Annotated in this window: 12 protein-coding genes; 5 read left to right on the top strand and 7 right to left on the bottom strand. The window is 60.2% G+C overall.

Annotation, left to right across the window (positions count from 1 at the left end; all coding sequences use genetic code 11):
• Position 1: 1 nt before the first annotated feature.
• The gene (locus AAGF34_RS00700) at positions 2-316 is read right to left on the bottom strand and encodes a hypothetical protein (RefSeq protein WP_342618720.1); all 315 of its coding nucleotides are present in this window, start codon (positions 314-316) and stop codon (positions 2-4) included.
• A 31-nt stretch (positions 317-347) separates the two neighbouring features.
• Here AAGF34_RS00700 and AAGF34_RS00695 point away from each other — a divergent pair, with 31 nt between their 5' ends.
• From AAGF34_RS00695 to AAGF34_RS00675, 5 genes are all read left to right on the top strand, one after another.
• Positions 348-1,274 carry a M23 family metallopeptidase gene (locus AAGF34_RS00695; RefSeq protein WP_342618719.1) on the top strand — a complete coding sequence of 309 codons (927 nt, stop codon included), beginning with the start codon at positions 348-350 and terminating at the stop codon, positions 1,272-1,274.
• A 142-nt stretch (positions 1,275-1,416) separates the two neighbouring features.
• Positions 1,417-4,203: a preprotein translocase subunit SecA gene (gene secA / locus AAGF34_RS00690; protein WP_342618718.1), complete on the top strand. Its 2,787-nt coding sequence runs from the start codon at positions 1,417-1,419 to the stop codon at positions 4,201-4,203.
• 9 nt (positions 4,204-4,212) lie between these two features.
• Complete coding sequence (gene argJ, locus AAGF34_RS00685) at positions 4,213-5,442, top strand: bifunctional glutamate N-acetyltransferase/amino-acid acetyltransferase ArgJ (protein WP_342618717.1); 1,230 nt, start codon at positions 4,213-4,215, stop codon at positions 5,440-5,442.
• A 132-nt stretch (positions 5,443-5,574) separates the two neighbouring features.
• Positions 5,575-6,453, top strand: coding sequence for an ATP-binding protein (locus AAGF34_RS00680; RefSeq protein WP_342618716.1), 879 nt, complete (start codon positions 5,575-5,577; stop codon positions 6,451-6,453).
• Positions 6,450-6,935, top strand: coding sequence for an NUDIX domain-containing protein (locus tag AAGF34_RS00675; RefSeq protein ID WP_342618715.1), 486 nt, complete (start codon positions 6,450-6,452; stop codon positions 6,933-6,935). Before AAGF34_RS00680 ends, AAGF34_RS00675 begins: the two co-directional genes overlap by 4 nt.
• On the opposite strand, the gene AAGF34_RS00670 is transcribed toward AAGF34_RS00675, so the two are convergent.
• From AAGF34_RS00670 to pilB, 6 genes are read right to left on the bottom strand one after another with little or no spacing between them, the layout of a single operon-like run.
• Positions 6,911-7,114, bottom strand: coding sequence for a DNA gyrase inhibitor YacG (locus AAGF34_RS00670; protein WP_342618714.1), 204 nt, complete (start codon positions 7,112-7,114; stop codon positions 6,911-6,913). The genes AAGF34_RS00675 and AAGF34_RS00670 overlap by 25 nt on opposite strands.
• Before the next feature lie 16 nt (positions 7,115-7,130).
• Positions 7,131-7,886: a cell division protein ZapD gene (zapD, locus tag AAGF34_RS00665; protein WP_342618713.1), complete on the bottom strand. Its 756-nt coding sequence runs from the start codon at positions 7,884-7,886 to the stop codon at positions 7,131-7,133.
• 22 nt (positions 7,887-7,908) lie between these two features.
• Complete coding sequence (coaE, locus tag AAGF34_RS00660; RefSeq protein ID WP_342618712.1) at positions 7,909-8,517, bottom strand: dephospho-CoA kinase; 609 nt, start codon at positions 8,515-8,517, stop codon at positions 7,909-7,911.
• 2 nt (positions 8,518-8,519) lie between these two features.
• Positions 8,520-9,365 (bottom strand): A24 family peptidase, encoded by an 846-nt coding sequence (locus AAGF34_RS00655; protein WP_342618711.1) that lies wholly within the window; start codon positions 9,363-9,365, stop codon positions 8,520-8,522.
• Complete coding sequence (locus AAGF34_RS00650; protein WP_342618710.1) at positions 9,365-10,588, bottom strand: type II secretion system F family protein; 1,224 nt, start codon at positions 10,586-10,588, stop codon at positions 9,365-9,367. The genes AAGF34_RS00655 and AAGF34_RS00650 overlap by 1 nt, the downstream gene beginning before the upstream one ends.
• 19 nt (positions 10,589-10,607) lie before the next feature.
• On the bottom strand, positions 10,608-12,341 hold the full coding sequence (pilB, locus tag AAGF34_RS00645; protein WP_342618709.1) for a type IV-A pilus assembly ATPase PilB: 1,734 nt from the start codon (positions 12,339-12,341) through the stop codon (positions 10,608-10,610).
• Positions 12,342-12,408: the final 67 nt, after the last annotated feature.

Below are 12,408 nucleotides of genomic sequence, written 5' to 3'. Positions count from 1 at the left end.
ATTAACGCGGGGTGGCCGACGTTTGAACCTTTAGCCGAATTGCGCTAACCTCCCAGCCCTTGGTCCGCAAATGGGCTTGCAGCGCGGGCAAAAGTTGTTTGACCTTGGCAGCCACCGCATTGTTGTCAAGGAGCAGGCACCAGACGGAGCCGTCAATGGGCCCGGGGCGCACGCAGGCGCGCAGAGGCCCCGGCAACAGTGGCTCTATCGATTTCAGCCGTTGTGCCGACTCTTCAGCCAGATCGCACAGGCGGCTCAGAGTTTCGGACTCCTGGGTCGCCTGTAGCAGGGAGATGGCGTGGTTGCGGCGGATCATGGCCCGGTGGGATGTTGGGGAAAGGATGGCAATGCAGTTGATTATCACGGATGCACGGTTCAGGAGCCGCACCATTCAGCTCAGCGGGGCGCGGCTGATTGCGTTTGTGCTGGCCGTTTCCCTGTGCCTGATGCTGGTGTCAGCCGGTTTGTACCATTGGGTGTTTCTGAAGGGCGCGCGCGAGGGCTGGCCTGTCATCAGCCAGTTGGTGAAGCTGGTGGTGAAGGACGAAGTGGCGCAGCGCGAGCGCTTCATGCGCGAAAACATCGATGTCATGGCCAGGCGCGTGGGCGAGATGCAGGCCAAGGTGCTGCAACTGGAGTCCCTGGGCGAGCGGGTTTCGGGCCTTGCGGGCATCAACCCTGCCGATATACGGGCCAGACCGGGGCAGGGCGGTGTGCAGGTGGCGGCCCACCCGCTCTCCATGCAGGAATTGCAGGCGGCCTTGTCCGACCTGGACCAGTTGACCAACCAGCACACCGATGTCATGACCGTGATCGAATCGCGCCTGTTTGAACAAAAGATAAAGAAGCTGATGGTGCCCACAGAGCAGCCGGTCAAGGACGTTGCGCTGGGCTCCACCTTCGGTTGGCGCATTGATCCGTTTACCGGACATTCGGCCCTGCACACCGGGCTGGACTTCCCGGCGGACGTGGGCACGCCGATCTACGCCGCTGCGGGTGGGGTGGTGGTGGCACAGGAGTTTCACCCCCAATACGGCAACATGATCGAGGTCAGCCATGGCAACGACCTGATTACCCGCTATGCGCACTCATCCAAGGTGTTCGTCAAGCTGGGGGACCTGATCAAACGGGGCCAGAAGATTGCCGAAGTGGGCAATACCGGTCGCTCTACCGGCGCCCATTTGCACTTTGAGGTGCTGGTTCAGGGTGTGCCGCAGGACCCACAGAAGTTTCTGAATGCCGGCAGTAACCTGGCGGTCTTGGGCAAACGCTAAAATCGTCGTTTTCGCAGGCTGTGTAAGTAGCAAGCGCCCCGTGGCGCTTGTTTTTTGCCGGAATGCCCTCATTTCACCTTGACTAAAAAAGGACTGCGCTGTTCTGTGCGCCCGTGGTGGGCAACAGGCCAGTCTTGCTTGCATGGCCATCAACATTCTTACCAAAATATTCGGAAGTCGTAACGACCGTCTGCTCAAGCAATACCGCTCCGTGGTGTCCCGCATCAATGCGCTGGAGCCGCAGTTCGAGAAGCTCACCGATGAAGCTCTGAAGGCCAAGACCGAAGAGTTCAAGACCCGGGTAGCCAATGGCGAGTCACTGGACTCCATCCTGCCCGAGGCCTTCGCGGTCGTACGCGAGGGCTCCAAGCGCGTCATGAAGATGCGCCACTTCGATGTGCAGATGCTGGGTGGCATGTCGCTGCACTACGGCAAGATTTCCGAAATGGGCACGGGCGAAGGCAAGACGCTTACCTCCACTCTGCCGGTGTACCTGAATGCGCTGACCGGCAAGGGTGTGCATGTGGTGACGGTGAATGATTACCTGGCCAGTCGCGACGCGCAGTGGATGGGGCGCCTCTACAACTTCCTAGGCCTGACCGTTGGCATCAACCTGCCGCAGGCGCCGCGTGAAGACAAGCAGGCCGCGTACCGTGCCGACATCACCTACGGTACCAACAACGAATATGGCTTTGACTACCTGCGTGACAACATGGTGTACGAGGTGGCCGACCGGGTGCAACGCGGCCTGAACTACGCCATCGTCGACGAGGTGGACTCCATCCTGATCGATGAAGCGCGTACGCCTTTGATCATCAGCGGCCAGGCCGAAGACCATACCGACCTCTACATCGCCATCAACAAGATCGTGCCGCTCATGGTGCGCCAGGAAGGCGAGGCCGATCCGCACACCGGTGAGGGCGTCACCAAGCCCGGTGACTTCACCGTCGATGAAAAGGCCCACCAGGTCTATCTGACCGAAGCCGGTCACGAGAATGCCGAGCGCATTCTGGCCGGCCTGGGGCTGATTGCCGAGGGCGCTTCCCTCTACGACCCGGCCAACATCACGCTGATGCACCACCTGTATGCAGCGCTGCGTGCCAACCACCTGTACCACCGCGACCAGCACTACGTGGTGCAGCAGGGTGAGATCGTCATCGTCGACGAGTTCACCGGCCGCCTGATGACCGGTCGCCGCTGGAGCGATGGCTTGCATCAGGCCGTGGAAGCCAAGGAAGGCGTGGAAATCCAGGCCGAGAACCAGACGCTGGCCTCCATCACCTTCCAGAACTACTTCCGCCTGTACGGCAAGCTGGCCGGCATGACCGGTACTGCCGATACCGAGGCCTACGAGTTCCAGGAAATCTATGGCCTGGAGACGGTGGTCATCCCGCCCAACCGCGCCAGTCGCCGCGAAGACCAGCTGGACCGCGTCTACAAGACCACCAAGGAAAAGTACGACGCCGCCATCAAGGACATCCGCGAATGCTATGAGCGCGGCCAGCCGGTGCTGGTGGGCACTACGTCCATCGAAAACTCCGAAATCATTTCGACCCTGCTTGAAAAGGAAAAGCTGCCGCACCAGGTGCTCAACGCCAAGCAGCATGCCCGTGAAGCTGAGATCGTGGCCCAAGCCGGTCGCGCCAAGATGATCACCATCGCCACCAACATGGCCGGCCGGGGAACCGACATCGTTTTGGGTGGCAGCATCCAGAAGGCCATAGAGGCGGTGGAAGCCGATGAGGCGCTGGACGAAGCAGCCAAGCAGGTGCGCATCACCGAGATCCGGACCGAATGGCAGCGCGACCACGAAGCCATCAAGGCGCTGGGTGGCCTGCGCATCATTGCCACCGAGCGCCACGAGTCGCGCCGTATCGACAACCAGCTGCGTGGCCGCTCCGGTCGTCAGGGTGACCCGGGCTCTTCGCGCTTTTACCTGAGCCTGGACGATTCACTGATGCGGATCTTCGCCGGTGACCGCGTCAAGTCCATCATGGAGCGCCTGAAGATGCCCGAAGGCGAGGCTATCGAGGCCGGCATCGTCACCCGCAGCATCGAGAGTGCGCAACGCAAGGTGGAAGCCCGCAACTTCGACATGCGTAAGCAATTGCTGGAGTACGACGACGTTTCCAACGACCAGCGCAAGGTGATCTACCAGCAGCGCAATGCGATTCTGGACGCGCAGGACCTCAACGCACAGATTGCCTCGTTGCGCGAAGGCTGCTTCCACGACCTGGTGCGCCAGTTTGTGCCGCAGGAGTCGGTGGAAGAGCAGTGGGACATCACCGGTTTGCAGAAGGTGTTGACCGAAGACTGGCAGATCGAGCTGGACCTCAAGAAGCAGGTCGCCGAGGCCAGTGCCATCACCGACGAAGATTTACTGCAAACCGTGGCTACGGCGGCAGACAAGGCCTTCCAGGCCAAGGTCGATCAGGTCGGTGAGGCCAACTTCACCCAGTTTGAACGCATGGTGCTGCTGCAGAGCATTGACAGCCACTGGCGTGACCACCTGAGTGCGCTGGACTATCTGCGCCAGGGCATCCACCTGCGTGGCTACGCCCAGAAACAACCCAAGCAGGAATACAAGCGCGAAGCCTTTGAGTTGTTTGGCCAGCTGCTGGACTCGGTGAAGAACGAAGTCACCAAGACGCTGATGACGGTCAAGATCCAGTCTGCCGAGCAGGCCGATGAAGCGGCCCAGCAAATGGAAGCGCGCGCAGAGTCCATCTCCAACGTGACTTACAGCGCCCCCACGGAAACTGGCGAAGTGCAGACCACTGTCGATGCGGAGACGCTGGGGCAGGCCAGGAGCGCTACCGCAACAGCGGCTGCCGCAGCCGTGGCTGCCATGGGGCGCGTTGGTCGCAACGACCCCTGCCCATGCGGCAGCGGCAAGAAGTACAAGCACTGCCACGGCAAACTCGTTTAAAGGAAGACCATGCCCGTCAATTTGCCCTTGCCCGACTTGGCCACGCTGCACCCCATTGCGGGCGTGCGCATCGGCGTGACCGAAGCAGGTATCCGCAAAGCCAACCGCAAGGACCTTACCGTGGTCCTGATCGACGAAGGCGCCAGCGTTTCGGGCGTGTTCACGTCCAACCGCTTTTGTGCCGCTCCGGTCCAGCTCTGCCGTGAGCACTTGCTCACTCAAAAGGCCATCCGTGCCATGGTCATCAATACCGGCAATGCCAACGCCGGTACCGGTGCCGATGGTTTGAGTCGCGCACGCAGCACCTGCGCGGCTGTGGCCAAACGCCTTGGTGTGGATGCCGATCAGGTGTTGCCGTTTTCCACTGGCGTCATCATGGAAACGCTGCCGATCGACCGCATCGAGGCCGGACTGGACGCCGCCATCGCTGACGCCAAGGCGGATAACTGGCTCAAGGCGGCCGAGGGCATCATGACCACGGACACCCAACCCAAGGCCTTTGGTGTGCATGGGCTTGTGGGCGGCAAGCAGGTCAGCGTGTCGGGCATCAGCAAGGGTGCCGGCATGATCCGTCCCAACATGGCGACCATGCTAGGCTTCATTGCCACCGACGCAAATGTAGACCAGAGTGTGATGAAACAACTGGCGCTTGAACTGGCAGAAGGCTCGTTCAACCGCGTCACGGTGGATGGCGACACCTCCACCAACGACTCGCTGGTGGTGATCGCCAGCAACAAGGCTGGCAATACACCCGTCACCTCGCTGGATTCCGCAGACGGCCAGGCGCTCAAGGCGCTGATGCTGGAAGTTGCACGCAAACTGGCCCAAGCGATTGTGCGTGACGGAGAGGGCGCCACCAAGTTCATTAGCGTCGTGGTCGAAGGCGGACGCAATGCTGAGGAGTGTCGCAAGGTAGCGTACGCGATTGCGCACTCGCCGTTGGTGAAGACCGCTTTCTATGCCAGCGACCCGAATCTGGGGCGCATTCTGGCGGCAGTGGGATACGCCGGCATTGATGATCTGGACCAGTCGCAGATCGAGCTGTTCCTGGACGATGTGCATGTGGCAACCCAAGGCGGGCGCAATCCGGCATATCGCGAGGAAGACGGTCAGCGCGTCATGAAACAAAGCGAAATCACCGTCCGCGTGGGGCTGGGTCGGGGAGACGCCACCGATACGGTGTGGACCTGTGATTTCAGCCACGAGTACGTGACCATCAACGCTGACTACAGATCGTGAACACCCCCCGGCTTGCTCGCTGCGCGTAGCCGCTTTCCCCCTTGCAGGGGGCAACACCGGTGGACCGGCTGAGCCGGATCCACGGTGTTCTTGAATTTGAATACCTTCTGCTCCGGAGAACGTATGGTTGATATGAACGACAAATTTGCTGCCTTTCTGGAGCGTGCCGAATTGTTTATGGCGCGGGTGGAAGCGTCATTGCCGCATGGGCTGACGGAGCCGGACTGGGGGGCGTCGATTGCGTTCCGCTATCGCCGTCGCTCCAGCGGGCAAGGGGTGATATCGGCCGTGCACCACGTGGGCGCGATGAAGTTGGTGGACCTCAAGGAGATCGACCAGCAGAAGGAAAAGATCCAGCGCAACACGGCGCAGTTCGTGCGCGGTGCCACGGCCAACAATGTGTTGCTGACGGGTGCACGAGGGACCGGCAAGTCGTCCCTGATTCGTGCCTGCCTGCATGCTTATGCAGACCAGGGCTTGCGCCTGATCGAGGTGGACAAGGCCGACCTGGTGGATTTGCCCGACATCGTGGAGCTGGTGGCCAAGCGGCCTGAGAAGTTCATTGTGTTCTGCGATGACCTGAGCTTTGACGAAGGTGAGCCGGGATACAAGGCGCTCAAGTCGGTGCTGGATGGCTCCGTGGCCGCCGCCACGCCCAATGTGCTGGTGTATGCCACCAGCAACCGCCGCCATTTGTTGCCGGAGTACATGTCCGAAAACCTGACCTACACCCATACGCCAGAGGGCGAGGTGCACCCGGGTGAAGTCGTGGAAGAAAAGATTTCGCTCTCTGAGCGCTTTGGCCTGTGGGTGAGTTTCTACCCCTTCTCGCAGGACGAATACTTGCACATCGCAGCCCAGTGGCTGGCGGTGTTGGGTGTTGCGCAAAGTGAAATTGAAGCAGCGCGACCCGAGGCCTTGCTCTGGGCGCTGGAGCGTGGCTCTCGTAGCGGCCGCGTGGCTTGGCAGTTTGCGCAGGACTATGCCGGCCGCAAGTCGGTGTCTGCATGAGCAACAAGCCGCTGGTTGCCGATGGGCACGCCGAGCGCGTGGGCGGTCCGGACCGACCGGTGACCGAAGTGGCCGTGGGTGTGCTGGTGCGCGCCGACGGGGCCTTTCTTCTGACCTCGCGCCCAGTGGGCAAGCCCTATGCCGGTTACTGGGAATTTCCAGGCGGCAAGCTCGAGGCGGGCGAGTCGGTGGAACAGGCGCTGCGCCGCGAATTGCACGAAGAGCTGGGCATCGATATCGGCGCCGTAACGCCTTGGCGCGTGGAGATGGTGGATTACCCGCATGCGCTGGTGCGCCTGAACTTCTGCAAGGTCTTCGAATGGCAGGGCGAGCTGCAGATGCGGGAGGCTCAGAACTTTTCCTGGGAGCAGCTGCCGGTGCAGGTGCAGCCGGTGCTGCCAGGTACGGTGCCGGTGCTGGGTTGGTTTGCAGAGGAGCGCGGCTTTACGGCCGCAACTTATTGCAGCTTGGGATCGCCGTAGAACTCGTCTTCCGGGGGCGCTTCGGTTGGCACGCGGAAGGCCTCGCTAGCCCAGGCGCCAAAGTCCAGGTTCTTGCAGCGTTCGCTGCAGAACGGCCGATACGGATTGCTCACCGCATACACGCTGTCGCCGCCGCAAGCGGGGCAACGCACGATCTTTCTGGGATTTGCCGCTTCCATTACCACTACCTACCGTTCAGGCGCACAGGGCCAATTCGAACGCGCCGTCTTCGCCCGCTGGGTGCAGCTTTTCGTCGGCATCCAGGCGCATCAAGCGGATGGACACCATCAGCCGGTTTCCACTGATTTCGGGAATCAGCTGCAGCGCCGGATCGAGTGCCAGCCGCAGCAACTGGAAGGTGCGGCCCTGTGGCAGGTTCTGCTGAAATTGGCCACCTGCAGCAATCACCTTTTGTGGAGCGCCGGAGTCTCGCAGCATCTTGAGCAGCAAGTGAATGGAGTCTGCCAGTGGCGCTAGCGTGGCGGCCCAGCGATGCAAATCCTTGACGCGCACTTCGGGGCTGCGGTGTTGCCAGGCAAAGTAGGCCGGCAAGTCAAATTCGCAGGTACCACCGGGAATGCCGACGCGGCTGCGGATGCTCATCAGCCAGTCGTTTTCAGTGAGTGACTGTCCTGCCTTGCCGGCAGTGGCGTTGAGCGCCTCAAAGCAGCCTTCCACTTGGGATACGGCTTGCTCCAAAGCGGCTTCCGAAATGGCGGGGTTGCCGCGGTAACTGCCAAGCACCTGCTTTTGTTTGTCCAGATCCTTGAGCACATCCGATTTGAGATCGGCGCGCGCGCCCACGTCCATGACTTCAAAGATGGTGGTCAGGGCAAAATGGTGGTCCAGCGGAGCTTGTCGGGAGACCAGCGTGGCCAACCGCAAAAACAGATGTTCGAGCCGCAGGTAAGTGCGAATGCGCTCGTTAAATGGGTATTCGTAGAGAATCACGCTGTACTTTCGTGTGGCCGCATCATAGCCCGAACTGCGGACTGAGTTCAGCCACTTGCGCGGCCAATTCATCCAATGAAATACCGTCGTTGCAGAGCACCACGTCTGCCGCTGCCAGGCGTTGTAAGCGGCTCACCTGGGCAGCGATGATTTTCTGCACTTCAGAGGCAGGCAAGGCGCTGCGGGCGCAGACGCGCTGCACTTGCGTCTGTTCACTGCAGTCCACCACCAGCACGCGGTCCAGGGTTTTGCGCCAATGCCCGGACTCCACCAGCAACGGGATGTCGAACACCAGGCATTTCTTGCCGGCTTGCGCGAGTTGGCGCTGCTGTTCGGCAATGGCCTGGCCGACCAGGGGATGGATGATGGCCTCCAGTGCCTGCTTGGCCTGCGGGTTGTCAAATATGTGCTGGCGCATGCGCTCTCGCAGGAGCGCACCATCCGGGCCTATGAATTCCTCGCCAAACGCCGCACGAATCAACGGTATGGCAGCACCCTGACTGGCTGTGGTGGCGCGTGAGATGGCATCGGCATCGATCACACTGGCGCCGTGCTGTGCCAGCAGGCCCGCAACCGTACTCTTGCCACTACCAATTCCACCGGTCAGGCCAAGTTTCAGTGGGCCGGGCATCTCTACAGACCGACGGCGTGCCGCAAAGCGGCCGGCCCGAGAAAGAGTGCGCACAAACCGGCACCCGCCAGAAACGGACCAAAGGGCACGTAGCCGCCCTCGCGCAGGCTGGCATTGAGCTTCATGGCGATTCCCACGATCGCGCCAATGATGGAGGCAATCAGGATCATGGGTATCAGCGTCTGCCATCCGAACCAGGCGCCCAGAGCTGCAAACAGCTTGAAGTCGCCATAGCCCATGCCGTCCTTGCCAGTCACCAGCTTGAAGGCCCAGTAGACCGTCCACAACGACATGTAGCCACCAACGGCACCCCACAGCGAGGCATTGAGTGTGACCGGTATCCATTGCAATGCCGCGGCTATCAGCCCCAGCCAGACCAGAGGCAGGGTAAGGTCGTCCGGCAGCAGGGTGGTGTCCCAGTCGATCAGTGCCAGGGCGACCAGAACGGTTGCGAACACACTCCACGCAAGACCGGAGGCATTGGCACCGTAGGTCCAGGAGCAATAGAAGAACAGTGCTGCTACAGTGGCTTCAACCAGCGGATAGCGTGCGCTGATGGGGCTCTTGCAGGCCGAACATTTGCCACCCAGTGCGAGGTAGCTCAGAACCGGGATGTTTTCATACCAGGCAATTGCATGGCCGCAATGTGGACAACGCGAGCGGGGCACCACCAGGTTGAAGGCTTCCTGCTTGGCGAGCTCCTGGCCCGCCATTTCGGCAGCTTCCAGCTGCCATTGGCGCTCCATCATTTTGGGCAGGCGGTATACGACGACGTTCAGAAAACTGCCGATCAACAGGCCAAGCAGGCCCATCAGGCTGGCGTCCAGCCATTGAACTCCGGAAAGCATCAAACCACTTGACCCAGCTTGAAGATGGGCAGGTACATGGCCACCACAATGCCACCGATGATGGTACCCAGCACCACGATGATGATGGGTTCCATCAGGCTGGAAATGCCGGCCACCATGTCGTCCACTTCGGCTTCATAGAAGTCGGCGCACTTGCCCAGCATGTGGTCGATCGAGCCGGATTCCTCTCCGATGGCGCACATCTGCAGCACCATGGACGGAAACAGGTTGGCGTTGGTCATGGCCGCAGTCAACGCAGTACCCGTGGAGACTTCCTGCTGGATCTTCTGGGTTGCATGCTGGTATACGATGTTGCCGGCAGCTCCTCCCACCGAGTCCAGTGCTTCCACCAGCGGGACACCGGCGGCAAACATGGTGGAGAGCGTGCGTGTCCAGCGCGCGATACAGGACTTGTCGACCAGAACACCAAAGATGGGAAGCTTGCGCATCAGCCTGTCCATGAATTCCTGGACCTTTTCATTGCGCTTCCAGGACTCGAGGAAAAAGTAGATTCCGCCCCCCAGGCCACCGAAGATCAGGTACCAGTACTTGACGAAATACTCACTCATGGCAATCACGACCAGGGTTGGTCCAGGCAGCTCGCCACCGAAGGAGGTAAACACCTGCTTGAACGAGGGCACCACGAAAATCATGATCACAGCGACCACCACAAACGCTACGATCAGAACCGAGATGGGATACATCAGGGCCGACTTGATCTTGGACTTGATGGCTTCGGTCTTTTCCATGTAGACCGCCAGACGATCCAGCAACTGGTCCAGGATACCGGCCGCTTCACCGGCCTCGACCAGATTGCAGTACAGGTTGTCGAAGTAGATCGGGTATTTGCGGAATGCAACGCTTAGCGATGTGCCAGTCTCCACGTCGTTGCGGATGTCGTTGAGCAGCTTGGTGACACTGGGGTTGGGGTTGCCGCGACCCACGATATCGAAAGCCTGTAGCAAGGGAACGCCCGCCTTCATCATGGTGGCCAGCTGACGCGTGAAGATGGCCAGATCCTTGGGCTTGATGGACTTGCCGGAGCGGGTGCGCCGCATCTTTATCTTGGTGGGAGTGACACCCTGGCGACGCAAGGCGGACTTGACCTGGTTTTCGCCGCCGGCACGAATCTCACCGCGTACCTGCTTGCCATTCTTGTCCTTGCCTTCCCATTCGTAGACTGCTTCATTGTTGTTGGCAGTTTTAGCTGGATTCGTAGCCATAGCGTCCCTTGGGTAAGCCTTATTCGTTGGTCACAGCCAGAACCTCTTCAAGCGAGGTATGGCCAGTCTGCACTTTCCTCAGGCCCGATTGTCTCAGGGATCGCACCCCTTCCCGCTCGGCCTGCTTCGCAATGTCGAGGGAACTGCCATCCGCGAGAATGATGCGCTGAATTTCCTCCGATACCGGCATCACCTGGTAAATGCCCACGCGGCCTTTGTAACCCATGTTGCAGCTTGAGCAGCCAACTGGCTTGTAGGGCTTCCAGGAACCGTCGAGCATGTCTTCGGTAAAGCCGGCGTCCAGCAGGGCCTGCTTGGGAATGTCGGCTGGCTTGCGGCAGGTGGGGCACAGTTTGCGGGCCAGACGCTGGGCGGTGATCAGGATCACGCTGGAGGCAATATTGAACGGGGCAATGCCCATATTGCGCATACGTGTGAGCGTGGTCGGTGCGTCGTTGGTGTGCAGGGTGGACAGGACCAGGTGGCCGGTTTGCGCCGCCTTGATGGAGATGTCTGCCGTTTCCAGGTCCCGGATTTCACCCACCATGATGATGTCCGGATCCTGGCGCAGAAAGGACTTCAGGGCTGCGGCAAACGTCAGTCCGGCTTTTTCATTCACATTGACCTGGTTGACACCAGGCAAGTTGATTTCGGAGGGGTCTTCCGCCGTGGCGATATTGACACCCGGTTGATTCAGCAGGTTCAGGCAGGTGTACAAGGACACGGTCTTGCCTGAGCCAGTGGGGCCGGTGACCAGTATCATCCCGTATGGTCTGCTGATGGCCTTGAGCAGGCGTTCTTTTTCCTCGGGCTCATAGCCCAGGGCGTCAATACCCAGTTTGGCGCTGGAGGGGTCCAGGATACGGATCACGATCTTCTCGCCAAACAGCGTGGGCAGGGTGCTGACACGGAAATCGATGACCCGGTCGGGGCCGACCTTGAGTTTCATGCGTCCGTCCTGCGGTACACGCTTCTCGGAGATATCCATGCGGGAAATCACCTTGATACGGGAGGCAAGCTTGTCCTTGATGGCGATGGGGGGGCTGGCAATTTCTCGCAGCTGGCCGTCGATACGGAATCGCACCCGGTAACTGTGTTCGTACGGTTCGAAGTGCAAGTCCGAGGCCCGCATGCTGAAGGCGTCCAGCAGCATTTTCTGCAAGAAGCGCACCACGGGCGCATCTTCCACCTCGGCTGTGACTTGCGACTGTTCCACCGCGGTATCGACGGCGTTTTCGTCGAATTCGAAGTCGCCGCCAATGATGTCTTCCACGGCCTCGGTAGCACTGACCGAATTGGCCTCCACCATTTTCGAAAGCTTGTCGTATTCGGCGATGATCCAGTCCACCCCCATCTGGGTGGAAAACTTGATTTTTTCCGCCGCACGCTGGTCAGACGGGTCGGCTGTAGCTACCAGGAGGCGGTTGTTGCGCTTGCTCAGGACCACCAGGCGATAGTCCTGGCAGGTCTTGTTGTCCAGCAGACCCTTTGGCAAACGCTGGGGGTCTAGCGCGTCCAGATTGATCAGAGGGGCGGCAAATGCCTGGGACAGCGTATGCGCCAGGTCCGAGGCCGATACGGCGCCCGACCCCACCAGCTCGGAGATGAAGCTGGTCTTGTTGGAAATCGACTTACGGTAAATGTCCTCGGCGGCTTTTTGTTCAAGCTTTCCGGCGGCCACCATGGCACGCCCCAGGCCGGGCAGCGCTATTGCGCTCGAATCTTGCAGGAATGAATCTACGGGTGCGGCCATTATTTACAGCATAAACAGTGCGTGACAGATTTGACAATCATCGTTGATCGGGTAACCAATGTAAATG

This window comes from Rhodoferax sp. GW822-FHT02A01 (assembly GCF_038784515.1).
In the GTDB taxonomy this organism is placed as follows: Bacteria; Pseudomonadota; Gammaproteobacteria; order Burkholderiales; family Burkholderiaceae_C; genus Allorhodoferax.
Note: the sequence above shows the minus strand (reverse complement) of the source record. Positions and strands in the feature narration are given on the sequence as shown.

Coding starts and splice junctions, on each gene's coding strand:
- AAGF34_RS00700 (WP_342618720.1), bottom strand. CDS start 316: ATGATCCGCCGCAACCACGCCATCTCCCTGCTACAGGCGACCCAGGAG.
- AAGF34_RS00695 (WP_342618719.1), top strand. CDS start 348: ATGCAGTTGATTATCACGGATGCACGGTTCAGGAGCCGCACCATTCAG.
- AAGF34_RS00650 (WP_342618710.1), bottom strand. CDS start 10,588: ATGGCTACGAATCCAGCTAAAACTGCCAACAACAATGAAGCAGTCTAC.
- secA (WP_342618718.1), top strand. CDS start 1,417: ATGGCCATCAACATTCTTACCAAAATATTCGGAAGTCGTAACGACCGT.
- pilB (WP_342618709.1), bottom strand. CDS start 12,341: ATGGCCGCACCCGTAGATTCATTCCTGCAAGATTCGAGCGCAATAGCG.
- AAGF34_RS00670 (WP_342618714.1), bottom strand. CDS start 7,114: ATGGAAGCGGCAAATCCCAGAAAGATCGTGCGTTGCCCCGCTTGCGGC.
- AAGF34_RS00655 (WP_342618711.1), bottom strand. CDS start 9,365: ATGCTTTCCGGAGTTCAATGGCTGGACGCCAGCCTGATGGGCCTGCTT.
- AAGF34_RS00675 (WP_342618715.1), top strand. CDS start 6,450: ATGAGCAACAAGCCGCTGGTTGCCGATGGGCACGCCGAGCGCGTGGGC.
- coaE (WP_342618712.1), bottom strand. CDS start 8,517: ATGCCCGGCCCACTGAAACTTGGCCTGACCGGTGGAATTGGTAGTGGC.
- argJ (WP_342618717.1), top strand. CDS start 4,213: ATGCCCGTCAATTTGCCCTTGCCCGACTTGGCCACGCTGCACCCCATT.
- AAGF34_RS00680 (WP_342618716.1), top strand. CDS start 5,575: ATGAACGACAAATTTGCTGCCTTTCTGGAGCGTGCCGAATTGTTTATG.